The sequence below is a fragment of the Mesorhizobium sp. M0898 genome (assembly GCF_040319695.1).
In the GTDB taxonomy this organism is placed as follows: domain Bacteria; phylum Pseudomonadota; class Alphaproteobacteria; order Rhizobiales; family Rhizobiaceae; genus Mesorhizobium.
Genome location: NZ_JAMYOE010000001.1, coordinates 69,250 through 95,267 on the forward strand (window position 1 = coordinate 69,250; position 26,018 = coordinate 95,267).

Consider the following 26,018-nt stretch of genomic DNA (forward strand, 5'->3'; position numbering starts at 1 on the left):
CAGCTGGCCCTCACTATCAAAATCAGGCCACAAAGCAATCGACAGTGGGCAGGAAGGGCGCTATTGCGCTTGTTTCAGACTCGGCGCATGCGAAATGCGCAAAAATCGGAAGTACTCATGCTTGGTATGTTGAGAAGCGCGGCGGGGACCTGGGTCGCGAAACTGCTGCTGTCATTGTTGGTGTTGAGCTTCGCCATCTGGGGCATCTCGGGGCGGCTGATGGGCGGTCTTGCCGGCCATGACGCCGTGATTACGGCCGGAGGCACCAAGGTCTCGATCAACGAATACCGCCTCGCCTACGATCGCCAGCTCAGCGTCATGTCGCAGCAATTCGGCCAGCGCATCAGCCGTGAGCAAGCGACGGCGCTCGGCATCGACAACCAGGTGCTGGCGCAACTCGTGTCGGGTGCCGTCCTCGACGAGCAGGCCCGCAAGCTCGGCCTCGGCCTGTCCAAGGACCGGCTCGCCGAACTGACGCGTGAAGACCCGGCGTTCAAAGGGCCTGCCGGAACCTTCGACAGGAGAACCTTCGAGTACCTGCTTCGGCAGGTCGGCATGCGGCCGGAAGACTATTTGAAGAACCGCGCCCAGGTCGCGGTCCGCCAGCAGATCGTCGAGGCGGTTTCGGACGGCCTCAAGGTCCCGGATACATTCTTCAAGGCGGTCGCGCTCTATCGCGGCGAAGATCGCACCATCGACTACCTGACCTTGCCGAAATCGCTGGTCGAACCGATAGAAGCGCCGTCCGACAGCGCGCTTTCGGCCTATTTCGAGGAAAACAAGAAAACCTACGCCGCTCCCGAATACCGTAAGTTCTCCTATGTCAGGCTCGAACCGGAAGACATCATGGATTTGAGCGCGGTGACCGACCAACAGGTCAGCGACGACTACAATAAGAACAAGGCGCGCTACACCACGCCGGAGATGCGCACCATCGAGCAGCTTGTGTTCAAGACACCTGATGCCGCAAAGGCGGCGCTCGATTCGCTCAGGACCGGCGCGACCTTCGACAAGATCGTCGCTGCCGAAGGCAAGACGCCGGCAGACACGCTGCTCGGCACGCTGGCCAAGGACAAGATCGCCGACAAGGCGGTCGCCGATGCTGCCTTCAAACTGAACGTCAATGAGGTCAGCCCGGTCGTACAGGGCGCCTTTGGTCCCGTTCTGCTGCGCGTCACCGACATCAAGCCCGAAGTGGTGAAGCCGCTGGCCGAAGTGTCCGAGCAGATCCGCAAGGACCTGGCACTGGGCGAGGCAAGCCGCATCTTGCTGGACGTGCACGACAATTACGAGGATACGCGCGCCTCGGGCAGTTCGCTCGCCGAGGCTGCCGCCAAATTGAAGCTGAAGGTCGTCACCATCGATGCCATCGACCGCACCGGCCAACGGCCGGATGGAAGCATTGTCAAAGACCTGCCGGAATCGCCGGCACTCATCAAGGCGGTGTTCGAATCCGAACCCGGAACCGACAATGAAGGCCTCACCACCGCCGATAACGGCTTCGTCTTCTACGACGTGAGCGCGATCACGCCTGCCCGCGACCGCACATTGGACGAAGTCCGCCAGAAGGTCGTGGCCGACTGGACCGCGGCGGAGACCACCAAACGGCTCACAGCAAAAGCACAGGAGCTCGAGAAGCGTCTCAAGGCTGGCGTCACGCTCGAGGTGATCGCCGGTGAGCTCAAGCTCGAAAAGCAGACCAAGCGCGGCGTCAAGCGCGATGCGGACGACGTCGATTTCGGCAAGGAAGGCGCCGCCGCGATGTTCGGCGTCGGCGAAGGCGGCACCGGGTTGATCCCCTCACCTACGGGCGACGGACAGATCCTGTTCAAGGTTGCCGAGGTGTTCGAGCCTGCCGGGGCCGATGCCAGCTCAGTGCCCCAGGACGCACAGAAGTCCTTCACCTCGGGCATGTCCGACGACCTGCTCGACCAGTTGGTCGCGCAGTTGCAGACGCAATATGACGTCCGCATCGATCAGGCGGCCGTAACCCAAGCCTTGGCCAGATGAGCGCGCTGAAGATCCACATCGCCAAGGTCGCCGCCGGCAGCGCTCTTTCCTTCGAGGAGGCGCGCGAGGCCTTCGACATCATCATGTCCGGCGATGCTACCCCCGGCCAGATCGGCGGCTTCCTGATGGCATTGCGCGTGCGCGGTGAGACCGTCAGCGAGATCGCCGGCGCCGTCGCCACCATGCGCGCCAAGATGCTGCGTGTCGAAGCTCCCGAGGGTGCCATCGACATTGTCGGCACCGGCGGCGACAATTCGCACAGCGTCAATATTTCGACCGCATCCGCTTTCGTCATCGCCGGCAGCGGCGTGCCCGTCGCCAAGCACGGCAATCGCGGACTGTCCTCGCTGACCGGCGCCGCCGATGTGCTGATCGCATTGGGCGTCAAGATCGACATCCCTCCGGAGACGATCGGCCGCTGCATCCACGAGGCCGGCGTTGGCTTCATGTTCGCGCCGGCGCATCACCCGGCGATGAAGCATGTCGGCCCGACCCGGGTCGAGCTCGGAACCCGCACCATCTTCAACCTGCTGGGGCCGCTTTCCAATCCGGCGAGTGTCAGACGGCAGATGGTCGGCGTGTTCCTGCCCGAATGGATCATGCCGGTGGCAGAAACGTTGAAGGAACTTGGTGCCGACCATGCCTGGATCGTCCATGGCGACGGCTATGACGAGATCACCACCACCGGCGAGACACTTGTCGCCGAATTGGCCGGCGGCGAGATCCGCAGCTTTACGCTGACCCCGGAAGCCGTCGGACTGAAGCGGCACACCAAGGACGAGTTGCGCGGCGGCGACGCCGCCCACAACGCCCAGGCACTGCGCGACATGCTGGGCGGCGCCGCCGGCGCCTTTCGCGATACGGTGCTGATGAATGCCGGCGCCGGGCTGGTGGTGGCCGGCACAGCGACGACCCTCGCCGACGGCATGGTAACGGCGGCGCAGGCCATCGACAGCGGCCGCGCGCTGAAAGTGCTCGACAGGCTGATCGAGATTTCGAACGGTTAAAAACCATGTCCGACATCCTGCGCAAGATCGAGGCTTACAAGCGCGACGAGATCACGGCGGCCAAGGCGCGCGTGCCGCTGGCTGAGATCAAGGCACGGGCGACGGATGCCGACGCGCCGCGCGGCTTTCTTTCCGCCCTTGAAGCAAAGCGCAAATCCGGCAGGTTCGCGCTGATTGCCGAAATCAAGAAGGCTAGCCCATCCAAAGGCCTGATCCGCGCCGATTTCGATCCGCCGGCGCTGGCCAGGGCCTATGCGAAGGGCGGTGCCGCCTGCCTTTCGGTGCTGACCGACGCACCCTCCTTCCAAGGCGCGCCCGAATTCCTCACCACTGCGCGCGCTGCCGTCGAGCTGCCTGCCCTGCGCAAGGATTTCCTGTTCGACCCCTATCAGGTCTACGAGGCCAGGGCATGGGGCGCCGATGCCATCCTGATCATCATGGCCAGCGTCGACGACGCGTTGGCAAGAGAACTCGAAGCGACAGCGTTCGGGCTCGGCATGGACGCGCTAGTCGAAGTGCATGACGAGGCTGAAATGGAACGCGCCCTGCAGCTGTCGTCGCGACTGATCGGTATCAACAACCGCAATCTCCGGACCTTCGAAACCAGCCTGCAGACCTCGGAGCGGCTGGCAGCGATGGTGCCGGCCGACCGCCATCTGGTCAGCGAGAGCGGTATCTTTTCGCACGACGATTGCCGCCGGCTGGAGCAGAGCGGAATTGCGACTTTCCTGGTCGGCGAGAGCCTGATGCGCCAGCAGGACGTGGCCGCGGCAACGCGCCTGCTGTTGACGGGCAAGGCGCCGGCAGAGGCCGTTTGAGGATGGCGGCCACCCTCACCCATCTTGGCGCGCAGGGCGAAGCCAACATGGTCGATGTCGGCGACAAGGCTGTGACGGTGCGCACGGCAGTCGCAGAAGGCTTTGTCGCGATGCGGCCCGAGACGCTGGACATGATCCTCGCCGGCGACGCCAAGAAGGGCGACGTGCTGGGCACCGCGCGCATTGCCGGCATCATGGCGGCCAAGAAGACGCATGAACTGATCCCGCTTTGCCATCCGCTGCTGCTGACCAGGATATCTGTCGATATCGAGGCGGACGCCGCGCTGCCCGGCCTGAAGGTGACAGCATTGACCCGCGTCACCGGCAAGACCGGCGTTGAGATGGAGGCTCTGAGTGCCGTCTCGGTCGCTTGCCTGACCATCTACGACATGGCCAAGGCGGTCGACCGCGCCATGGTCATCTCCGGCATAAGGCTGGTTGAAAAGACCGGCGGCAAATCCGGCGACTACAAGATCACCGGAGACGGGGCCACCGAGGCAGGCCGATAATGGCGCTGGTCCCAGTTGCCGAGGCGCTCGAGCGCCTGCTGGACGGCGCAGCAGCGCTGCCGGGCGAACGCGTCGCACTGCTGGATGCCGCCGACCGCGTGCTGGCGGAGCCGGTTGTGGCGCTCCGCACCCAGCCGCCGTTCAACGCCTCCGCCATGGACGGCTATGCCGTGCGGGCGGCCGATATCGCGTCCGTACCGGCAAGGCTTTCGGTGGTCGGCATGGCGCCGGCCGGACGCGGCTTTGCCGGAACGGTGCAGCAGCGGCAGGCCGTGCGCATCTTTACCGGCGCGCCGCTTCCCGAAGGCGCCGACACTATCGTCATCCAGGAGAACGTCCGCGATCTCGGTGGCGGCAGCGTCGAAGTGACGGAACGGACGGTGCAGGGGCGCAACATCCGCCGCCTCGGGCTCGATTTCGCCAAGGGCGATGTCCTGCTGCCCAAAGGCCGCCTGCTCGACCCGGCGGCCTTGTCGCTGGCGGCATCGGCCAATCACCCCGAGGTGCGCGTGGTCAAACGGCCGCTGGTCGCCATCATCGCCACCGGCGACGAATTACTGCCGCCGGGCAGCGATCTTGGCCCCGACCAGATCATCTCCTCCAACGCCTATGGTGTCGCCGCTGCCGCACAATCGGTCGGTGCACGCGCGCTCGACCTTGGCATCGCGCCGGACCGCAGGGAGGCGATCGCTGCGCTGGTTGAAAAGGCCGTGAAGGCTGGCGCGAACGTCATCGTCACGCTGGGCGGTGCCTCGGTCGGTGACCACGACTTCGTCCATGAGGTGCTGACCGGGCAAGGCATGACGCTCGATTTCTGGAAGATCGCCATGCGGCCGGGCAAGCCACTGATGTTCGGGCGGCTGGGAGACATTCGCTGCATCGGCCTGCCCGGCAATCCGGTGGCAAGCCTGGTCTGCACTCAGCTCTTCCTGAAGCCGCTGCTGGCGCGGCTCGGCGGCCGCGCCTTTCAGCAGGATATACGTCGGGCACGGCTCGGTGCCGCCATGCCGGCCAACGATCTCAGGCAAGATTATCTGCGGGCTGTTGTCATAGATGACGCCGGTACGCTCGTGGCGACGCCGTTCGGCATCCAGGACTCCTCGATGCTGAAAATGCTGGCCGATGCCGACGGGCTGATCGTTCGCGCGCCGTTCGCGCCTGCCGCGGCGGCGGGCTCCCCCTGCGACGTACTGATGCTACGCTGAACCTGCCTCACTCCGAAATCAAGGTCCGGGTCAGCGGATGGTCTGGATCGGCCAAACCGTCGATGATGTTGAAATGATGCCGGTCAGGCTCGACCACCGAGCTGGTCGCGGTACCCAGGCCGATCCAGATGTTGGCCAGCAACGCGCTCTGACGCAGGAATTCGGCGCGCTCGCCGCCGCCGGCCCAGCAGGTCAGGCGGGCCTTGTCCATCGGGCGCAGCAGCACCGGACTTTCGGCCTGCGCCTCGGCCTCATCGATCGCCAGCGTCTCGTTCATGCCGGTGCGCATGATCGGGCGCAAATCGTGCACCCCCGAGATCGACACCACATGACGAACGCGCCGGACGACTTCGGGCGCCAGCGGCGTCGTCGCCGTGACCATCCGGCTAACAAGATGGCCGCCGGCCGAGTGCCCGGTCAGCATCAGCGGCCCTGCAACGATCGCCGCCGCCTTGCCGATCGCCGCGCCGACTTCCTTGACGATGCCGCCGATGCGTATCTGCGGACAGAGCGTGTAGGACGGCATCGCCACCGCATAGCCGCGATCAACAGGGCCAGCGGCAAGATGCGACCAGAAATTCTTGTCGAATTCCATCCAGTAGCCGCCATGAACGAACACCACGAGTCCCTTGGGCTTGATGGCCGGCAGGAAAAGATCGAGCCGGTTGCGTGGGTTGTCGCCATAGGCCATGTCGAGCCGCGCCCTGCCCTCGGTCGAAAGCACGTCGCGGAAAACCCGCGCGGGCTCGATCCAGGCCGCCGGCCAGCGATCGCTGCCGGCTATGTTGGCGCCGTTGGCATAGGCGTTGTCCCAATCGGCAATGTGACGTTCGAACACCCTGCGCCCTCCCTGGCATGGCCTTGCAACGTAGCCGTGAGCATCGCGCGGCGCGTCGTCGCCAGCCTCACGATTCCAGCTCTTGCATCAATCTCAAGTGACAGCTGCTTTGATGGCGAAGCGCGCATCCTTCCACGCACCGGTGTGCAGGATGTCCTCAAGCACTTTGACGGCCTGCCAGACATCGGCATAGCCGATATAGAGCGGGGTGAAGCCGAAGCGCATGGTCGATGGCGCGCGAAAATCGCCGATCACGCCACGTTCGATCAGCGCGCGCATGACCTGGTAGCCATGCTCATGCATGAATGAAATCTGGCTGCCGCGTTTTTCCCCATCGCGCGTGCTTTCGAGCGTGAGCCCGTACGTGCCGCACTTTGCCTCGACAAGCTCGATGAACAGATCCGCCAGCGCGATGCTCTTCTTGCGCACCGCCGTCATGTCGACATCGTTCCAGATGTCGAGCGCGCCCTTCAGCGTGCGCATCGACAAGACCGGCTGCGTGCCGCACAGAAACCGGCGGATGCCGGTGCCGGCCGCATAGCCTGGCTCGAAGGCGAAGGGCCGTGCATGGCCCCACCAGCCGGTGAGCGGCTGCTGGATGTCGGAAAGATGCCGCTCAGCCGCATAGATGAAGGCAGGCGCGCCCGGGCCGCCATTCAGATATTTGTAGGTGCAGCCAACGGCAAAATCGGCGTTTGCCTTGTCGAGTTCGACTGGCATCGCGCCGGCGGTGTGGCAGAGATCCCAGACGATCATCGCCCCGGCTTCCTGAGCCCTGCGCGTCAGCGCCGGCATGTCGCGCAGTTCGCCCGACTTATAGTTGACGTGGTTGACCAGCACCACAGCGGTGCGTTCGTCGATCAGCTCTTCGATGGTCGGCGCGTCGACTCCCGAGAGGCGCAGCAGCGTATCTTTTCGCGTCGAAACCACACCCTCAGCCATGTAGAGGTCCGTCGGAAAACTATCGCCCTCGGCGACGATGACCTGCCGCTCCGGTCGCATGGCCATGGCGGCGTGCAGCAGCTTGTAGATGTTGACCGATGTCGTGTCGCAGACCACCGTCTGGCCGGCCGCGGCACCGATCAGGCGCCCGAGCTGGTCGCCAAGTTCAAGCGGCATGTTGAACCAGCCGGCGGTGTTCCATGCGCGGATGAGATCATACGACCATTCTTCGGTCGCGGCCTTGTGCAGTTCATCGAAAGCGGCACGTGAAGCAGCTCCTAGCGAATTGCCGTCGAGATAGATCACTCCTTGCGGCAACACAAAGCGGTCGCGCATCGCGCGCAGCGGATCCGCGGCATCCATCGCCTTTATGGCCACGAGATCGGGAATTCCTGTCATGATTTGTCTGCTCCCCCAAGATCCAACGCAACGTCGGACACGCATCGACTGTTCTTCCATTACTTGGTTGCGCGCAGCAAGGCTCCACCGGCGAGAAGCAGCCTGACCAGGCGGTGGAAACCGGGACTTAACCCGAGGTTGGCGTTTTGAGTTCGTTTCGTTCACGGTGCATTGACCAAACCGCACAGTCGATACGGGTTCAATTCCGTGCCTTTTGCCGACCGACGGCCGATGCCAGTGCCGCCTTCTAGGAGGCCAGAAGGGCGCAAACGAAAGCAGAATCAAGGCGATGAGGCTCGCGGCGGTGAAAATGCGGTACGCCGGTAGGGGACGTCGTTTGTTTCCCGAGCCTTAACGCATTCATTAAACTTTAAACAGTTGCGGAACACAACTGGAACAGATAGTGTTTGTTCTGGGTTTGTTTTTCTGATTCTGTTGGGGGTCGCTATGCTGACACGCAAACAACACGAACTGCTTATGTTCATCCACGAAAGGTTGAAGGAAAGCGGTATCCCGCCTTCATTCGACGAGATGAAGGAAGCGCTCGACCTGGCTTCCAAATCCGGAATCCACCGGCTGATTACGGCGCTGGAGGAGCGCGGCTTCATTCGCCGTTTGCCCAACCGGGCCCGTGCGCTGGAGGTGCTACGCCTGCCTGACTCGATCGCCCCCGGCCTCAATGCGGCACGCAAGTTCTCGCCGAGTGTCATCCAGGGCAGTCTTGGGCAAGGCGCCCCTCGGCAAGGCAAGCCGACATCGTCGCGCGTGCCCGCAGCCGGAAATGACGACGATGTCGTCGCCGCCGTTTCGATCCCGGTGATGGGCCGCATCGCTGCCGGTGTGCCGATCGACGCCATCCAGCACCAGACGCATTCGATTTCGGTGCCGCCGGATATGATCATGGGCGGCGAGCATTATGCGCTGGAGGTCAAAGGCGATTCGATGATCGAGGCCGGCATTTTCGACGGCGACACGGTGATCATCCGCAATGCCGATACGGCGAGCCCCGGTGAGATCGTGGTGGCACTGGTCGACGAGGAGGAAGCGACGCTGAAGCGGTTCCGCCGCAAGGGCGCCTCGATCGCCCTGGAAGCCGCCAATCCGGCCTACGAGACGCGCATCTTCGGACCAGACAGGGTCAAGGTGCAGGGCAAGCTCGTCGGACTGATCCGCCGCTACTGAGCTCCGCCCTTGGCGCCGGCTTTGGGGTTGTCGGCCCGGCGGTATGGCGGCAGGCCCCGTGCCGCGCGTGAAAATTTCCGCTGCACGTGCCAGGGCCGGTATGATTTTTCGACGGCGAAGCGGATCTCGGCGCGTGTTGCCGCTTGTGGATCGAAATAGACGGCGGCACTTCCCGCGCGCGCCAGTTGCCGTTTGGTGACGACGAGGACCAGCCGGTCGTAGTAGCAGGGGTTATGGGCGGTGGCGTCGTCGATGACGATCAAGCTGGCAAAGGCGCAGGCTGGCCGCGCAGTATCGCGGTCCTTGGCTTGCGCGATGATCGCGCCGGATGGATGCCTGGCAAGGCAGAGGCCGTCCGTGCAAATGAACGGCATGCCCGGCGGTAGGTCGGCCGGATCGGCAATGTCGAATTGCGGGTCGTTCTTTCCAGGTGTTTCCGGCGCGACGATAGCCTCTGATGTGAGCGCGCGTTTCCAGTTGTCGATGGTGAACTCATTCGGGCGTGCCCGGTTGACCGCGAGTTCACCGCTGCCGATCGGCAGCGCGACCAGCCGTGCGTCCTCCGAGACCAATACGTCGGGTATGCGTGTCTGCGTTGCCGTCAGCAAGCCGGCGAGCGCAAAAGGAAGTGCCGCCAGCCGCAACCACGTCGTCGCCATGCTGGCAATGACGAGGGCGATCGTCACCAGAAGGACGGATCTCAGCGAAATCAGCCCGACCGCATCGATCGGAGAGCGCTCCGAGATCCACCCGGACAGGGCGATCATCGCCGTCAGCCCCTTGCCCATGACATAGAGAAAAGGGCCATCCGCACCGAACGGCATCGCCAGCGCGCTGAGAACGGCGAAGGGCATGACGACCAGTGACACGATGGGCATGATGGCCAGATTGGCGAACAGGCTGAGCGGCGCCACGCGCTGGAAATGCCATATGGCGAAAAGCGCCGTGGCGCTCCCTGCAATGATCGAGGTCATCGCCAGACCGCACATGCCCAGCAGGACCTTTCGAGTGGCAAAGCGTAGCGGCGACTGCCGCGGCGGCGGCGTGGTGGCCCTGCCGGCGCGGTAATCGGACCAGCCTGCATAGGCGCCGACAAGGGCCGCCGTCGCGGCGAAGGACATCTGGAAACTCGGACCGACCACCTCGTGCGGCGACACCAGGATGACCGCGATGGCCGAGATCGCCAGGTTGCGCATGGTGAGCGCGGCCCGGTCGAACAGCACGGCGATAAGCATCACCGCCAGCATGATGAAGCTGCGTTCGGCCGCCACGACAATGCCGGAAAAGACGAGGTAGGCCGCAATCGAAAAAAGCGCGGCGGCCGCGGCATATTTCTTGACCGGCCGTCGCGATGAGAAATCGGGAAACAGCGCGAAGGCACCCCGCAGCAGCGCCATGATGGTGCCGGCGACCAACGCCATATGCAGCCCCGAGATGGAGATGATGTGGTAGATGCCGGTGCGCCGCATCGCTTCGTTGATCTCCTCGGGAATGCCGGCGCGCACGCCGACGATCAGCGCAGCAGCAATCTCGCCCTCGGCACCGCCGATGCGGCTGCGGATATGGTCGGCGATGGATTCACGCGCGTCTTCGATCGCGGAAGAAAGCTGCGCGGCAAGCGGCATGCTGTCCGACGACACGATTTTCGGATTGCCGAGAAAAAAGCCGCTGCCGCCGATACCGGCGAAATAGCTGTCGAAGGAGAAATCATAGCTGTCGGGCCGCACCGGGCCGGTCGGCGGCAGCAGCCGCACATAGCCGGTGATCTCGGAACCGGCGGTCAGCTCAGCCGGTATCTTCATCGCCGAAACGCGGACCCGTTCCGGCATGTAGCGCAGTGTCGGCCTGGCGGTTGAGATCACATCGATTGTCAGCCTGATGCGGCCGCTCGCCATGGGCTCGTACGATACGACGCGACCCGTCAGCCGCGTCGAGATTTCGGAGCCGAGCATATGCGTTCCGACACGCCATGTTTCGAACTTGGCGGCAAGTACGCCAAGCGCGCAGAGCAGCGCCACCATGAAGCACAGGCGCGTCCTGGGCCATGACCGCGAGACGACGGCACAAAGGGTCGCGAGGAGCGCGATTGCGATCGGCTGTGGAAAGGCCGGCTCCACCGACAGCCCGAAATAAACGACCACCCCGCATGCGAGGAACACCGGCACCAGCAGGAAGGCGATGCCGCGGTCGAGTTCCAGACCGGCCGCTGTGGTTACGCTGTTGCGGATACGGGACGGTGACGGGAGGCGGAAACGCCTGCGCAGGCGTACGATAGGCTCGCCCGCGGGCACGAGAACCGTTGCTGGGTCGCTGGCCGGCAGCGACGGAGCATCGAAGCGCGGAGCAGGTAGCAATGCCGGTGCCGGCAGGACAGGCGGGGGAGCGGCAAACAGCAAGCGTTCGCTGACGTCGCTGCCAACGTCCTCGCCCTCGCCCGCACCACGGCCTCGCACAGCCATCGGGTCTGCCCCTTGCGCCCTCGACCTCCTATGCTACATGAACGCGCAACGCGCGAAAGTCCGCAAACCCACTTCCTTCGCCCGCCTGAGAGTTCCATGCCCGATAAGGTCGTCACCCGTTTTGCCCCCTCGCCCACCGGCTATCTGCACATTGGCGGCGCGCGCACGGCGCTGTTCAACTGGCTGTACGCCAAGCACACGGGCGGCACGATGCTGCTGCGTATAGAGGATACCGACCGTGAGCGGTCGACGGATGCGGCGACGGCAGCCATTCTCGACGGGCTTTCCTGGCTCGGACTCACCTGGGACGGCGCGCCTGTCTCGCAGTTCGAGCGCGCGCCGCGCCATCGCGAGGTGGCCGAGGAGCTGGTGCGCGTGGGCAAGGCCTATTACTGCTACGCGACGCCGGCGGAGCTGGAGGCGATGCGCGAGGCAGCGCGAGCCAAGGGGCTTCCGCCCCGCTATGATGGGCGCTGGCGCGACCGCGACCCGTCGGAGGCGCCGCCCGGCGCCAAGGGGGCGATCCGCATCAAGGCGCCGACAGACGGCGAGACGGTGGTGCATGACCGCGTCCAGGGCGACGTGCGCTTTCCCAACAAGGATCTCGACGATTTCATTATTCTGCGCTCGGACGGCAATCCCACCTACATGCATGCCGTCGTCGTCGACGATCACGACATGGGCATCACCCACATCATCCGCGGCGACGATCATTTGACCAACGCCGCACGCCAGACCGTAATCTATCACGCCATGGGCTGGGAGGTGCCGTCGATGTCGCATATCCCGTTGATCCACGGTGCCGACGGCGCCAAGCTGTCGAAGCGGCACGGTGCGCTTGGCGTCGAAGCCTATCGCGCCATGGGCTACCTGCCCGAGGCGCTGCTCAACTATCTGGCGAGGCTTGGCTGGAGCCACGGCGACGATGAGATCATGTCGATCGCCGACATGATTACATGGTTCGACATTGGCGACGTCAACAAGGGCGCCGCCCGTTTCGACTTCGCCAAGCTCGAGGCGCTTAACGGCGTGCATATGCGCCGGATGAACGACGCGGCGCTGCTCGACATCTTCATCGCCACTCTGCCCTATCTAGAAGGCGGCCCGGCAATCGCCGCTCGCCTCGACGACAGACGCAGGGCGCAACTGCTTGCCGCGTTGCCGGGCCTGAAGGAGCGCGCCAAAACGCTGGTCGAACTTGTTGAAGGGGCTGCATTCCTTTTCGTCGAACGGCCGCTGCCGGTCGACGAGAAGGCGGCGGCGCTGCTCAGCGGTGAGGCGCGCGCGATCCTGCGGGGCGCTCATGCGGCACTAGCCACGGTTTCGGAGTGGTCTGCCGCCTCAGCCGAAGCCGCGATCCGCGACTATGCGCAGGCCGCCGGCCATAAACTCGGCGCCGTGGCCCAACCTTTGCGCGCCGCGCTCACCGGCAAAAGTACCTCGCCAGGTGTCTTTGATGTGCTTGCCGTGCTTGGCCGCGAGGAAAGCCTGGCGCGGATCGCTGATCAAATCGATTAGCAAACTGGCCCAAGAAGATTGGCATTGAAAGGTGTGTTTCGCAGTGCAACATTGGGTCTTGGCCTAATCTGCCGCGCAGATTCAATTGCGGGCGCAAATGTGCGTATTCCGATGCTTTTGACGTGTTGGGTTCAGATATTTTGCCTTTGCCGGCCTGAGGAAACAAAAAGGAGTTTGCTATGACCGAACCTGCGACAAAAATGGAATTTGGCGGCAAAACCCAGGCATCGACGGCCAAGCTGGAACTCGGCGGCAAAACCCATGAATTCAAGATACGAAGTGGTTCGGTAGGACCTGACGTCATCGATATCGGTTCGCTCTACAACACCGCCGGCGTCTTTACCTACGATCCCGGTTTTACGTCGACGGCGAGCTGCGAATCGGAAATCACCTTCATCGATGGCGATGCCGGCATTCTTTTGCACCGCGGCTACCCGATCGACCAATTGGCCGAGCACGGCGACTTCCTCGAAGTCTGCTATCTCTTGCTCTATGGTGAACTCCCGACCAAGGCGCAGAAGGACGATTTCGACTACCGGGTGACGCGCCACACTATGGTGCATGAGCAGATGTCGCGCTTTTTCACCGGCTTCCGCCGTGATGCGCATCCGATGGCGGTGATGTGCGGCGTGGTCGGCGCGCTGTCGGCCTTCTATCACGATTCCACCGATATCTCGGACCCCTATCAACGCATGGTCGCGTCAATGCGGCTGATCGCCAAGATGCCGACGATCGCGGCGATGGCCTATAAATACCACATCGGCCAGCCATTCATTTACCCGAAGAACGAGCTGAATTTCGCAGCCAATTTCCTGCATATGTGCTTCGCCGTGCCTTGCGAGGAATACAAGATCAATCCGGTGCTGGCCCGCGCGATGGAGCGCATCTTCATCCTGCACGCCGATCACGAACAGAACGCCTCGACTTCGACCGTCCGCCTGGCCGGCTCGTCGGGCGCCAATCCTTTTGCCTGTATCGCTGCCGGCATCGCCTGCCTGTGGGGTCCCGCACATGGCGGCGCCAACGAGGCAGCCCTGAACATGCTGGGCGAGATCGGTCATGTCGATCACATCCCGGAATTCATTGCGCGCGCCAAGGATAAGAACGATCCGTTCCGATTGATGGGATTTGGCCACCGCGTTTACAAGAATTACGATCCGCGCGCCAAGATCATGCAGAAGACCGCGCACGAGGTCCTGGGCGAGCTCGGCATCAAGGACGATCCACTGCTCGACATCGCCATGGAGCTGGAAAGGATCGCACTGACCGATTCCTATTTCATCGAGAAGAAGCTCTATCCGAACGTCGATTTCTATTCCGGCATCACGCTGAAGGCGCTGGGCTTTCCCACCACCATGTTCACCGTGCTGTTCGCGGTCGCCCGCACCGTCGGCTGGATCGCGCAGTGGAAGGAGATGATCGAGGACCCGCACCAGAAGATCGGTCGCCCGCGCCAGCTCTATACCGGCGCGCCGGAACGGGACTACGTACCAATCGCGAAGCGGTGAATGGTGAATGGTGAATGGTGAATGGTGAATGGTGAATGGTGAATGGGAGTAGCGAAGCGTCGCTCCCTGTCCATAGAAACCGCTATTCACAATTCACAATTCATAATTCACTCACTTCCTCACCATCCCCATCACCACACCCGCGGCAATCTCGCCTGACGGCTTGGCGGTTGCCATACGCCCGGCAATGTCGGCAAAACCGTGCTTCTGCCAGGTGCGGTAGGCGGTATCGGAGCACAGCGCTTCCAACTGCCGCGCCAGATAATGCGGCCGCACATATTGATTGTAGTGTTCCGGCACAACCGGCCGGTCGGCAATGAGATTGGGCAAGGCTGCGCTCCATACTTTGATCAGCGGCTGCGCCATGCGCATGACCGGATCGAGCCGGTAGCAGGAGATCATCGGCACACTCGCCAGTGCCAGTTCCAGCGATACCGTCCCCGACGCGATCAGCGCCGCATCGGCCTTGCCGAAGGCCTGCCATTTGCGTTCGGCATCAAGTATGATCTCCGGCTTCTCGTCCCAGCTCGCGACCGAGGTCCTGACCAGGTCGGCGACGTGCGGCACCGTCGGCAACAGCAGGCGCAAGTGGTGCCCGCGCGCCCGCAGGATCGACACCGTCTCGCCGAACGGCCCGACCATGCGTCGCACCTCACCACGACGCGAACCTGGCAGTACAAGCAACGTTTTGACGTGATCTGCGGACAGGTCACGCGGCTGCGCCTGCGCCCTTGCGGCACTGATTATGCCCGGATCGTGTGCAAGGCGATGCCCGACATAGGTGCCGGGCGGCCCGCCCAGGCGAGCGAGTTCCTTCACCTCGAACGGCAGGATGCAAAGAATGTGATCGACATATGGCTTCATCGCCGCCGCCCTGCCCGGCCGCCACGCCCACACGCTCGGGCAGACATAGTGGACGATCGGGATAGTCGGATCGGCGGCACGCACCTTCTTGGCGACGCGCAGCGAGAAATCCGGACTGTCGATGGTGATAAGGCAATCGGGCTTTTCACCGGCTATCGCGTTTGCCGTCTGGCCGATCCGCCGCATCAGGCGCGGCAGGTCGCGCAGGATGGCGCTAAGCCCCATCAGTGCGATCTCGCTGCCGTCGAACAATGGCGCCAGGCCAAGCGCCTGCAAATGGCGGCCGCCGATGCCGACAAGCCGAACTTCGCGCCCGGTCATGCGCTTGAGCGCCTGCACAAGGTCGGCGCCAAGCAGGTCGCCGGACTCCTCGCCGGCGACGACGGCTATCTTCAACGGCCGCTCATTCGCCATGCGCCGGCTCCGCAGCAGGCAGGCCGATCACGAACAGGCCGAGCGCATTGGCACGTCCGATGGTGGCGGGACCTTCGAGCACTAGGGAGCGACCGGCTTCGACGGCAATGCCGGCCAGTCCGGCGGCATGCGCCGCCTCGACGGTCAGCGGGCCGATGGAGGGTAGATCGGCACGCAGTTCCTGACCGGGCTTGGCGCATTTGACCAGAACACCGCGGCTCCCGCCGGCCAGCCTGCCGTGCCCGCGCAACTCCCTTGTCCGCTCGAGCAGCCCGTCGGTGCCTTCGACGCCTTCCAACGCAATGGCGCGGCTGCCGACCGCAACAGCCGCTTGGCCGATATCCAGCGCGCCGATGGCTTTTGCCGCCGCGTACGCCGCCTCGATGTCGCGCCAGTCGGATTTGCGTGGCGCCGTCTTGGTCAGCAGGCCTTCGGCGGCGACCAGCTCCGGCACGATCTCGTGAGCACCGACGACCTTGATGCCGCTGCGCTCGATCCTGCGCACGAACAGTTTCAGCACCGTATCGTCCCCCCGGGTTACACCGACGAAGAGGCTGGGTAGCCACGCGAGCAGGCCCAAATTGAGGCGCATGGCGCTCAGCCTGGGGCGGCGCGTGATATGACCCGCGGTTACGAGATGCGTGACGTGGTGCCGCTTAAGGATCGGCAGCAGCGAGCCGACGTCTTCCAGCCTCAAGGTTGCCTGCTCATAGGGCTCGAAATCGGCTATGCGATCGACCTCGCCGGCCGCCATCACGACGAAGGGCAATTTGCCTTGCCGGGCGAGCGCTCGGGCAATTTCGACCGGGAGACTGCCGCCGCCGGCGATGATGCCGACCTTGGCATCTGGCGCGAGATCAAGGCCTTTTCCGGCAGCCTCAATCTTCGTCATCTGCCCTCAGTCTTCATCATCGGTGTCGTCGCCGTCGCTACCCTTGAGGGACGGCACGGCGTAGTGCCGCTTGCCGCGACCGGCGATGAAGTCGACGATCTTCATGGCAGTCGGCGACGAGGCGAATTCCGCCTTGGCAAATTCGATGTTTTCGCCGACGGTCCGGGAGCGATCGAAGATCGTCTTGTAGGCTTTGCGCAGCAAGTGGATCTCCGAACGCGGCAGGCCGGCGCGCTTCAGGCCAATGATGTTGAGGCCGCGAAGGCTGGCACGGTTGCCAACGGCGATGGCATAAGGAATGACGTCGCCGACGATCGCCGAGCAACCGCCGAGAAAGGCGTTATCGCCGATGCGGACAAACTGATGAACTGCGGTAAGGCCGCCGATGTAGACATTGTCACCGACTTCGCAATGCCCGCCTAACGTCGCTTGATTGGCGAAGGTGGCGTTCTTGCCGACCACGCAGTCATGGGCAATATGGGCATAGGCAAGGAAATTGCCGTTGTCGCCGATCGTCGTCTCGCCGCGGCTGGAATCGGTGCCGACATGCATGGTGACGCCTTCGCGGATCGTGCAGTTCTCGCCGATCACCAGCGTGGTACGGCCGCCCTTGTGCTTGGTGTTCTGCGGCGGCCCGCCCAGTATCGCCATCGGATAGACCTTGGTCGATGCACCGATGGTGGTCGCGCCAATCACCGAGACATGGCTGACCAGTTCGACGCGGTCGCCGATCACGGCGTCGGGGCCGACGTGGCAGAAGGGCCCGATGCGGGCGCCTTCGCCGATTTGGGCGCCTGCCTCGATGACCGAGGATGGATGGATGACTGTCTGGATTTTCATTAGCATTCGTTTGTCAGCCGCTTGCGACCATCATCGCCGAGATCTCGGCTTCCGCCGCCTTGGCGCCATCGACGAGGGCCTCGCAAGCGAATTTGAGAAGATTGCCGCGTTTCTTGATTTTCTTCACATGAATTTTCAGCTGGTCGCCTGGAACGACCGGCTTCCGGAACTTGGCATTGTCGATGGTCAGGAAATAAACCAGCGACGGCTTTTCCGTACCAAGGCTGCGGATGCAGATGGCGCCGGCCGTCTGCGCCATCGCCTCGATGATCAGCACGCCGGGCATGACCGGCTGGTCGGGGAAATGACCTTGGAAATGCGGCTCGTTTATGGTGACGTTCTTGATGCCGACGGCGGATTCGTCGCCATCTATGTCGACAATACGGTCGATCATCAAGAACGGATAGCGGTGCGGCAGGAGCTTCATCAGCCGCATTATGTCAACCGCTTCGAGCGTCGCCGCTGCGATGTCAGCCATTTCCCCCCTCACCCTGTTTGCGCGTCCGTGCAAGTCTGCGCAAGGCCGCTATCTCGCGCATGGCTTCCGCCATCGGCTGCGCCGGATATCCTCCCCAAATCTCACCGGCAGGCACATTGCTCATAAACCCGCTTCTTGCCGCAAGCTTGGCCCCGGACCCGATGGTCAAATGATCCGCAAGGCCGACACCGCCACCCATGGTGACGTTGTCGCCTACCGTCACGGAACCGGAAATACCCGAAAGCCCGGCTATAATGCAATTGCGGCCGATGCGAACGTTGTGCGCGATCTGCACCAGATTGTCGATCTTGGTGCCCTGGCCGATGATCGTGTCGGACATGGCGCCGCGATCGACGGTCGTATTCGACCCGATCTCGACGTCGTCCTGGATGATGACACGGCCGATCTGCGGAACCCGCTCCGGACCCTTGGCGCCGGCCACGAAACCGAAGCCATCCTGGCCGATCCTGGCACCGCCATGGATGATGACGCGATTGCCAATCAACGCATATTGCACGCTGGCACCTGGACCGACATAGCCGTCGCGGCCAATCTGCGAGGACGGACCGATGACCGCATGCGGGGCAATGACGGTCCCGCTGCCGATGGCAGCGCGCGGTCCGATGATCGCACCCGCTTCGATGATCGCACCGGCCTCGACATGGGCGGTCGCATCGATATGGGCGTGCGCCGAGATACCGGTTTCGCCGGTCATCGGTCCAGGCGTTGCAGCCGCCGGAAAAAGCAGACGCCCGACCATTGCGAAGGCCTGCTGCGGGCGCGGATGCACCAGCACCGCGATGCCCGCCGGCGCCTTGCCGGCAAATTCGGCAGGGCAGAGAACCGCCGCCGCCCGCAGTGACTGCATCAGGGCGAAATTGCGCCTGCCATCGACGAAGACAAGGGCGTTCTCGCCGCCTTCGTTGGCGGGCGCCAGAGCCTCGATCGATACATCGGAGAGACCGGAATCAACAAGCATCGAGCCGGTCAGATTCGCGACTTCGCCGGCCGTATACCGGCGTGAGGGCGCGAAGAACACCGGATCGGTCATTCCAGAAGCAATATCCAGCTAGCGCATGACCCCGAAATCGGAAATCGACCCTCGGAAAGGATCATGCGCAAATCAAAATGCTACAACGTCCTTTGCGCGTCCGATAGGACGCGCTGCGCTGTAGTGTCGGATCACTGCCATCCGGATCCAAACGAGCCGGAAGCATCATTGCCCGCACATCAGAAGCGGGTCGATATGCCGAAGTTGAATTCCTGCACGTCGTCGGTCTTTTCCTTCTTGACCGGGATCGCATAGTCGATGCGGATCGGGCCGAAAGGCGATGCCCACATCAGGCCGACACCAACCGAGGCGCGCCATTCCATACCGGTAGTCGACGTGTCGACAAGGCCACTAGCGAGCTTGCTGCCATAGAGCGTCGCCGCATCGGCGAACACAGCGCCACGCAAGCCGAAGCTTTCCGGGATGACCGGCAGCGGGAACTGGGCTTCCGCCGAGGCATTGAAGTAGGTGGTGCCGCCGAGGTGATCACCGCTGGGGCCAGATGCCACCGGGCCGATGCCGCCATATTCGAAACCGCGGATCATGCGGTCGCTGCTCTGGAAATGGTCAAAGACACGCAGATCGCCGTTGCCATAGCCTTGGACATGGCCGGCGCCGCCCGAAATGAGGCCCACCAGGTCCAATTGTTCGGACAGCGTCTGATAAATGCTGCCGCGGGCCGTGACCTTTATGAATTTGGCGTCGCCGCCGAGACCGGCTACTTCCGTGCCGACATTGGCATAGAGGCCGTCATGCGGGTTCTTCATGTCGTCGATGGTGTTGTAGACCAGGCCGAGGCTGACCGACGATTTGAGCCACGGGCTCTCTTCAACGCCGTTTACAATCGCTTGCGAGACGTTGCAACCGGCGCTTGGGTCACAGCCCTCGTCGAACTCGTACTTCTCTTGCGCAATATTATAAGCCAGCTGCGTCGAGATATTGTCTGTGATCGGCAGGCCGAAGCGAACGGTCGCGCCTGTCGTGTCGCTGTCGTAATGGTCGTAGTTTCGGCTCTGCTTGTAGATGTCGAAGCCGGCCGCGATCCGGCGGCCGAGGAAATAGGGTTCGGTGAAAGAGAAGCTGTAGTCGCGCGAGTTCTTGCCACCGCCCGCCGCCACCTTGATGAATTGGCCGCGACCGAGGAAGTTGCGCTCACTGACGGAACCTTCGACGGACGGACCTGACGTTTCACCGCCGCTCGAATAACCGGCGCCGACCGTGAACTCACCGGTCGATTTCTCGACCACATCCACCACCAGCACAACCTGGTCCGGCTCAGAACCCGGAACGGTGGAAATTTCGACTTTTTCAAAATAATCGAGCGCTTCCAGCCGCCTCTTCGCGCGCTGGATGAGGACCTGATTGAAAGCATCGCCTTCGCTGACATCGAACTCGCGGCGAATGACGTAGTCGCGCGTCCGATCGTTGCCGCGAATCTCGATGCGCTCGATATAGGCCTTGGTACCCTGGTCGACCGTATAGACGACCGAGATCGTGTGGTTCTCGAAGTTGCGGTCGCCGCGCGGCGTCACCTGGGCGAAGGCATAGCCGGATCCAGCGACCTTTTCGGTCAAGGCGATGATCGTGTCCTCGACGTTCTTGGCGTTGTAGACATCGCCCTTGTGGGTCTCGACCACCGATTCAAGTGACTTGGCGTCGACCTCGGGGATCGTGCTTTCGACGCTGACATCCCCGAACGTATAACGCTCGCCCTCCTGCACCGTGATGGTGACGGTGTATTTGTTGGTGGTGTCGTCGAGTTCGCCGACAGCCGAGACGACCTGGAAGTCGGCATAGCCGTGATTATAATAGAAGCGGCGCAGCAGCTCCTGGTCGGCGCGCAGCTTGTCCTCGTCATAGACGTCGTCGCGCAGCACGAACGACAGGAAGGACGAACGCTTGGTGGAGATGATGTCCGACAGCCGGCGGCTCGAATAGGCGCTGTTGCCGACGAAATTGATCGCTGCGATCTGGGTGCGGCCGCCTTCGTTGATGTTGAAGACCACGTTTACCCGGTTGTCGCCGAGATCCATGATCTGGGTGGTCACGGCGGCATCGTCGCGGCCGATACGCCGGTATGCGGCCTTGACCGCCTCGACATCGGCATCGAGCTGCTGTTGCGAGAAGGTGCCGCGCGGCTTCAATTGCACCGCGGCCTCAAGCGCGTTGTCCTTGAGCTTCTTGTTGCCCTGGAACAGCACCTGGTTGACGACCTGGTATTCGGACACCTTGATGACCAGCGTCGATCCGACCTGGTTGATCTGCACATCCGAAAACAGCCCGGTGCCAAACAGCGCCTTGACCGCATCGTCGATATCCGAACTGGAAAACGCCTTGCCGGGCTTGATCGTCACGTAATTGCGGATGGTGTCCGCGTCGACACGCTGATTGCCGGTGACTTCGACTCTGGAGACGACAGCCGCCTCGGCGGCCGATGTGGCAACGAACTGCACTGCGAGCGCGCCTGGTACAACCAGAGCGGCGGACATAGCCACCGCGGACGCGGCGCTCAGAAACTTGGATGCTGCCTTCATCGGGCTTTTGTACCTTTTCTCGAAGTCCCCACGGCGAGAAAACCGGACGTGCGGTAATTTCCCCTACCGTATTAACCGGATTTTCCCTACACGCAAGGCTTCTGGTTAATTTGTATTTACTTAACCCTGCGGCGTGGCTTTCGCGTCACGCATATCCCCACGCATGGTAAACGGCGTCTCAACATTGCTCGTGCCGAAGCCAAATTCCTTCATGATTTCAGCACCCAAACAGATCGTTCCAGAAAACAAAGCCCATGAACCCGAGCACCAATATGAGGCCGCTTCGGTAAGCCATTTCCATCATGCGTTCGGACACCGGCCGCCGGATGACAGCCTCCACGCCGTAGAACAGAAGATGCCCTCCGTCGAGGGGGGGAATCGGCAAAAGGTTGAGAATCCCTATCCCGACTGACAGGAATGCAACAAGCTGCACGAGCCATTCAAAGCCGAGCTTTGCCGCCTGACCCGACATCTTGGCGATCTTGATGGGGCCGCCCAGCTGGCACTTGTCCTCGCGACCGACAACGAAACGTTGCAGGAACTGGCCGGTACGCTGGATGACGTGTCCGGTTTCCTGGACCGCTGCCCCGATCGCCCCGGCCGGACTATAGGTGATCAGCCGCGGCTGGCCGAGTTCCTTGTTGTTGACGACGCCGATCACGGCCACCTGGACCTTGTTGCCCAGTGCGTCTTGTTGTTCCATCAACCGCGGCGTTGCCGTGACGGTGATTTCCTTGCCGGCGCGTAGCATGACGAAGGTGATGCTGTCGCCGGCGCGGCCAGAGACCAGACGCTGGACGTCGGCGAAGGTCTCGACCTTGCTGCCGTCGACGCTGACGAATCGGTCGCCGGGCATGATGCCGGCCGCGGCGGCCGGACTGCCGACAGTGACCTCAGCCACCATCGGCTCCAGCACGGGCCGGCCATGGACGGAAAACAGCACGGCAAAGACGGCGATCGTCAGCAGGAAGTTGAACAGCGGCCCCGCCACGACGGTCGCCGCCCGCTTCCAGATCGGCTGCGTGTGGAAGGCGACCTTGCGTTCCTCGTCGCTCAGCGCCTCGATCTCCTCGGAGCTGGGCTGGCTCGACGTCGCGTTCATGTCGCCGACGAACTTGACGTAGCCCCCGAGCGGTATGGCGCAAAGCTTCCAGCGCGTGCCGCGGCTATCGTTGAAGCCGATGATCTCTGGGCCGAAACCGATCGAAAAGGCTTTTGCGCCGATACCGCACCAGCGCCCGACGAGGTAATGGCCCATTTCGTGGACAAAAACGACCACGGTCAGCACGAACAGGAAAGGCACCAGCGTGCCGAGGACAAAGCCCTCTGTGCTGAAAACCGCGTTAAAAATCTCGTTCAATTCATGCCCTCAAATTCATCCACGGCACAGATCACGCCGCGACTGTGACATCAATCCAGGCGAATCCATGGCGCAGCCTGCGCCGGCCCACCGACGATGCCGTTCAAACCGGAAACAGCCCCTGTGCCGGATGGTCGGCGGTCGCGGAAATCCAGCCGATGACGTATAGGGCGAAAGCCGCCGCGACAAGCCCATCTACCCGATCCATGATGCCGCCATGGCCGGGTATCAGCGTGCCGGAATCTTTACGGCCGTGGCGTCGCTTGACCCATGATTCGAACAGGTCGCCGGCCTGCGCGACAATCGAAAGCACCAGTGCGACCACGCCAAGCACGACGAGGTTGCCCGTTCCGGCTACGGCGGCCAGAAGCAGCCCGGCCACTACGCCGCCGACCAACCCACCGAGCGCCCCGCTCCGCGTCTTGCCCGGCGAGATCGACGGCGCCAGCCTTGGACCACCGATGGAGCGGCCGACGAAATAGGCAAAGATATCGGTCGCCCAAACCACGGCGAATAGGAACAGAATGGCCAGCAGCCCTGAATGGTCGCCGTCACGCAGGAAGGCCAGCGACAAGCCGGACACGGCCGCATAGGCAAGGCCGGATGCTTCCCACGGTCCTGCCCTGCGCATGGAAGAAGCGACGGCAGTGACAGCAACCAGAGCCGCGACGAGCGGCAGCAGCAAAGACGCAGGCAGGCCGGCGACGAGGGCACCAATAAAGACCACGATCAGCGCCTCGGGCAGAAAGCCGAGACCTGCCGTAGCACCAGCACCTGCCGGGGCAACGGGGCGGCTCATCCGCGTCCACTCGTAGAAGATGACCGCCGCCATGGCAGCGCAAAGCAACCGGAAGGACAGTCCGCCGAGCCAGGTCAGGGCAAGCGTGACGATGGCAAGCACGACGGCCGAAATGACCCGGAGTTGGAGGTTGCTCATTCCTCAGCCTGAGGCGACATCTTGGGCGGCAAGTCCGCCGAAGCGGCGCTCGCGGCCGGCGAAATCGCGCAGTGCATCGGACAGGTGCTCGCGACTGAAGTCGGGCCAGTAGCAAGGCAGGAAAACGAGTTCGCTATAGGCTGCCTGCCATAACAGAAAGTTGGACAGCCGAAGCTCGCCGCTGGTGCGGATGACCAGTTCCGGGTCCGGAATGCCCTCTGTATCGAGCGAGCTGGCAAAGGAATCGGCCGTGATCGCCTCGCTCTCGATCTCACCGCGCGCCACCGCCGCTGCGAGCTTGCGCGCGGTGCGCACGATCTCGTCGCGCCCGCCGTAATTGAAGGCAATGACCAGTGTCAGCGCCTCGTTGCTGAGAGTGAGCGTTTCGGCTTCCTCGAGCAGCCCCCTTATGTCGGGCTGCAGCCCCGCCCTGTCACCGATGACCCTGATCCGCACCCCACTCTGGTGCAGCTCGGCGAGGTCACGTCGGATGAAAAGCTTAAGCAGGCCCATGAGGTCGCTGACTTCGGATTTCGGCCGTGACCAGTTTTCCGACGAAAAAGCGTAGACGGTCAGGAAGGAGATGCCGAGGCCGGGTGCGGCGCGCACTGTCTTGCGCAGCGCCTCGACGCCGGCGCGGTGACCGGCCAGCCGCGGTAAGCCGCGCGCCTTGGCCCAGCGTCCGTTTCCGTCCATGATGATCGCGACATGCGCGGGCGTTGCCATATTCTCGCTTCCGGGCCAGGCGTGGCCAGACCCTAGACCTGCATGATTTCCGCTTCCTTGTCGGAAAGCAGGTGGTCGATGGTGCTGATTGTCTCGTCGGTCAGTTTCTGAACCTGGTCGGCCCGTTTGCGATGGTCGTCCTCACTGATGTCGCCGTCCTTTTCCGCCTTTTTCAGAAAGTCCATGCCGTCCCGGCGAACGTGGCGTGCGGCGACGCGGGCATTCTCGGCATAACCGTGCGAGATCTTGACCAGCTCCTTGCGGCGCTGTTCGTTGAGCTCGGGCAGCGGAATCCTGAGATTGGTACCGTCGACGATAGGATTGAAGCCGAGATTGGCTTCACGGATGGCGCGGTCGACTGCGCTGACCATCGACTTGTCCCAGACCGAAACCGAAATCATGCGCGGTTCCGGCACCGACACTGTTGCCACCTGGTTGATCGGCATGGTGGTGCCATAGGCCTGCACCTGGACGGCATCGAGCAGGTTGCTCGACGCGCGGCCGGTGCGCAGCGAAGCCAGATCATGCTTGAACGCGGCGATCGCCCCGTCCATGCGCCGTTTGAGATCGTCGTACTCGCCACTCATCATCGTCTCCTCGACCCGTTAACCCGGGTTCACTGCTTAGGCCCTGTTCGAGCCTCATCCGCAACCGGTCCCTTTCGGGTTCATGGTCCGGTCAATCGTCTGCGACAACCGTGCAACGGCCGCCGCCCCTCAGGATATCGCCGAAGCCACCCTTCTCGTGGATCGAATAGACGATTATCGGAATGTTGTTTTCGCGCGCAAGTGCAATCGCCGCCGTATCCATGATCGAAAGCCCGCGTTTGATGACTTCGTCATGGCTGATCCGCTCGAAACGTGTCGCATGCGGGTCCTTCTTGGGATCAGCCGAATAGACACCATCGACCTGGGTGCCCTTGAACAGAGCATCGGCGCCGATCTCGGCGGCGCGAAGGGCTGCAGCCGAATCGGTGGTGAAGAACGGATTGCCGGTGCCGCCGGCGAAGATGACGACCTTGCCCTGGTTCATGTAGGCGGTCGCCTGACGCTGCGAAAAACTTTCGCAAAGCTCGGGCATGGCGATCGCCGACAGCACCACGGCGTCGACGCCGATCTTGTTGAGCGAGGTGCGCAGCGCCAGCGAATTGATAACCGTGGCAAGCATGCCCATATGGTCGCCGGTGACGCGGTCTCCGCCTTTTGACGCAACCGCGACGCCACGGAAGATGTTGCCGCCGCCTATGACGACACCGACTTCGATGCCCAATGCGCGGGCCTCGGCGATGTCGGCGGCGATGCGGTCGACCACCGATACGTCGATGCCGAAATGCTGCTCGCCCATCAACGCTTCGCCCGACGCTTTCAGCAAGACACGTCGGTAGAGGGGCTTCACCGTCATCTGGTCCTCGTCATCGTGCGTGTGACGCGTTTCGGTGCGCCCCGAAACACTGGGCGTTCCGATACACGAAGGGCGCCGCTAGGCCCCCCGGCGCCCGAGCCGGAAGTTGAGATCGTGGACCTGGAT

At 62.9% G+C, this 26,018-nt stretch carries 22 protein-coding genes; 8 read left to right on the forward strand and 14 right to left on the reverse strand.

Annotation, left to right across the window (positions count from 1 at the left end; all coding sequences use genetic code 11):
• Positions 1-117 precede the first annotated feature (117 nt).
• Genes NKH90_RS00370 through NKH90_RS00390 form a run of 5 tightly spaced genes read left to right on the forward strand, consistent with a single transcriptional unit; the run spans position 118 to position 5,549 of the window.
• Complete coding sequence (locus NKH90_RS00370; protein WP_352816471.1) at positions 118-2,010, forward strand: SurA N-terminal domain-containing protein; 1,893 nt, start codon at positions 118-120, stop codon at positions 2,008-2,010.
• Entirely contained in the window at positions 2,007-3,017 is a 1,011-nt protein-coding gene (trpD, locus tag NKH90_RS00375) for an anthranilate phosphoribosyltransferase (RefSeq protein ID WP_352474265.1), read from the forward strand. Before NKH90_RS00370 ends, trpD begins: the two co-directional genes overlap by 4 nt.
• Positions 3,018-3,022: 5 nt before the next feature.
• Entirely contained in the window at positions 3,023-3,835 is an 813-nt protein-coding gene (trpC, locus tag NKH90_RS00380; RefSeq protein WP_352474266.1) for an indole-3-glycerol phosphate synthase TrpC, read from the forward strand.
• Positions 3,836-3,837: 2 nt separating this feature from the next.
• On the forward strand, positions 3,838-4,344 hold the full coding sequence (moaC, locus tag NKH90_RS00385) for a cyclic pyranopterin monophosphate synthase MoaC (RefSeq protein ID WP_352474267.1): 507 nt from the start codon (positions 3,838-3,840) through the stop codon (positions 4,342-4,344).
• Positions 4,344-5,549, forward strand: a complete 1,206-nt coding sequence (locus tag NKH90_RS00390) for a molybdopterin molybdotransferase MoeA (protein ID WP_352816474.1) — start codon at positions 4,344-4,346, stop codon at positions 5,547-5,549. The genes moaC and NKH90_RS00390 overlap by 1 nt, the downstream gene beginning before the upstream one ends.
• Positions 5,550-5,556: 7 nt before the next feature.
• Here NKH90_RS00390 and NKH90_RS00395 read toward each other — a convergent pair whose 3' ends face one another.
• Both NKH90_RS00395 and kynU read right to left on the reverse strand, forming a co-directional pair.
• Complete coding sequence (locus NKH90_RS00395) at positions 5,557-6,387, reverse strand: hormone-sensitive lipase (RefSeq protein WP_352816477.1); 831 nt, start codon at positions 6,385-6,387, stop codon at positions 5,557-5,559.
• A 93-nt stretch (positions 6,388-6,480) separates the two neighbouring features.
• A complete protein-coding gene (kynU, locus tag NKH90_RS00400; RefSeq protein WP_352816480.1) occupies positions 6,481-7,728 on the reverse strand; it encodes a kynureninase in 1,248 nt (415 codons plus the stop codon).
• Positions 7,729-8,175: 447 nt separating this feature from the next.
• Here kynU and lexA point away from each other — a divergent pair, with 447 nt between their 5' ends.
• Entirely contained in the window at positions 8,176-8,910 is a 735-nt protein-coding gene (lexA, locus tag NKH90_RS00405; RefSeq protein ID WP_023674949.1) for a transcriptional repressor LexA, read from the forward strand.
• Here the strand turns inward: lexA and NKH90_RS00410 are convergent.
• Entirely contained in the window at positions 8,904-11,369 is a 2,466-nt protein-coding gene (locus tag NKH90_RS00410; protein ID WP_352816483.1) for a ComEC/Rec2 family competence protein, read from the reverse strand. The genes lexA and NKH90_RS00410 overlap by 7 nt on opposite strands.
• 96 nt (positions 11,370-11,465) lie before the next feature.
• On the opposite strand from NKH90_RS00410, the gene gltX reads away from it, so the two are divergent.
• Both gltX and gltA read left to right on the forward strand, forming a co-directional pair.
• Positions 11,466-12,887 (forward strand): glutamate--tRNA ligase, encoded by a 1,422-nt coding sequence (gene gltX / locus NKH90_RS00415; RefSeq protein WP_352474272.1) that lies wholly within the window; start codon positions 11,466-11,468, stop codon positions 12,885-12,887.
• A gap of 179 nt (positions 12,888-13,066) precedes the next feature.
• Positions 13,067-14,395 carry a citrate synthase gene (gene gltA / locus NKH90_RS00420; RefSeq protein ID WP_023674946.1) on the forward strand — a complete coding sequence of 443 codons (1,329 nt, stop codon included), beginning with the start codon at positions 13,067-13,069 and terminating at the stop codon, positions 14,393-14,395.
• A 111-nt stretch (positions 14,396-14,506) separates the two neighbouring features.
• On the opposite strand, the gene lpxB is transcribed toward gltA, so the two are convergent.
• From lpxB to pyrH, 11 genes are all read right to left on the reverse strand, one after another.
• Positions 14,507-15,673, reverse strand: a complete 1,167-nt coding sequence (gene lpxB, locus NKH90_RS00425; protein WP_352816486.1) for a lipid-A-disaccharide synthase — start codon at positions 15,671-15,673, stop codon at positions 14,507-14,509.
• Entirely contained in the window at positions 15,663-16,565 is a 903-nt protein-coding gene (locus NKH90_RS00430; protein ID WP_352816489.1) for an LpxI family protein, read from the reverse strand. The genes lpxB and NKH90_RS00430 overlap by 11 nt, the downstream gene beginning before the upstream one ends.
• A 6-nt stretch (positions 16,566-16,571) precedes the next feature.
• Positions 16,572-17,405, reverse strand: a complete 834-nt coding sequence (lpxA, locus tag NKH90_RS00435) for an acyl-ACP--UDP-N-acetylglucosamine O-acyltransferase (protein WP_352474276.1) — start codon at positions 17,403-17,405, stop codon at positions 16,572-16,574.
• Positions 17,406-17,418: 13 nt separating this feature from the next.
• Positions 17,419-17,883, reverse strand: a complete 465-nt coding sequence (gene fabZ, locus NKH90_RS00440) for a 3-hydroxyacyl-ACP dehydratase FabZ (protein ID WP_352502391.1) — start codon at positions 17,881-17,883, stop codon at positions 17,419-17,421.
• Entirely contained in the window at positions 17,876-18,934 is a 1,059-nt protein-coding gene (lpxD, locus tag NKH90_RS00445; RefSeq protein ID WP_352816493.1) for a UDP-3-O-(3-hydroxymyristoyl)glucosamine N-acyltransferase, read from the reverse strand. The genes fabZ and lpxD overlap by 8 nt, the downstream gene beginning before the upstream one ends.
• Positions 18,935-19,113: 179 nt before the next feature.
• A complete protein-coding gene (gene bamA, locus NKH90_RS00450; protein WP_352816495.1) occupies positions 19,114-21,468 on the reverse strand; it encodes an outer membrane protein assembly factor BamA in 2,355 nt (784 codons plus the stop codon).
• 217 nt (positions 21,469-21,685) lie between these two features.
• The gene (rseP, locus tag NKH90_RS00455) at positions 21,686-22,828 is read right to left on the reverse strand and encodes an RIP metalloprotease RseP (RefSeq protein WP_352816498.1); all 1,143 of its coding nucleotides are present in this window, start codon (positions 22,826-22,828) and stop codon (positions 21,686-21,688) included.
• A gap of 103 nt (positions 22,829-22,931) precedes the next feature.
• Positions 22,932-23,765 (reverse strand): phosphatidate cytidylyltransferase, encoded by an 834-nt coding sequence (locus NKH90_RS00460; protein WP_352448820.1) that lies wholly within the window; start codon positions 23,763-23,765, stop codon positions 22,932-22,934.
• 3 nt (positions 23,766-23,768) lie between these two features.
• The gene (locus NKH90_RS00465) at positions 23,769-24,491 is read right to left on the reverse strand and encodes an isoprenyl transferase (protein ID WP_023674936.1); all 723 of its coding nucleotides are present in this window, start codon (positions 24,489-24,491) and stop codon (positions 23,769-23,771) included.
• Between the two features lie 32 nt (positions 24,492-24,523).
• Complete coding sequence (gene frr / locus NKH90_RS00470) at positions 24,524-25,078, reverse strand: ribosome recycling factor (RefSeq protein WP_084640965.1); 555 nt, start codon at positions 25,076-25,078, stop codon at positions 24,524-24,526.
• Between the two features lie 91 nt (positions 25,079-25,169).
• Positions 25,170-25,892, reverse strand: coding sequence for a UMP kinase (gene pyrH, locus NKH90_RS00475; RefSeq protein WP_023674934.1), 723 nt, complete (start codon positions 25,890-25,892; stop codon positions 25,170-25,172).
• Positions 25,893-26,018 lie beyond the last annotated feature (126 nt).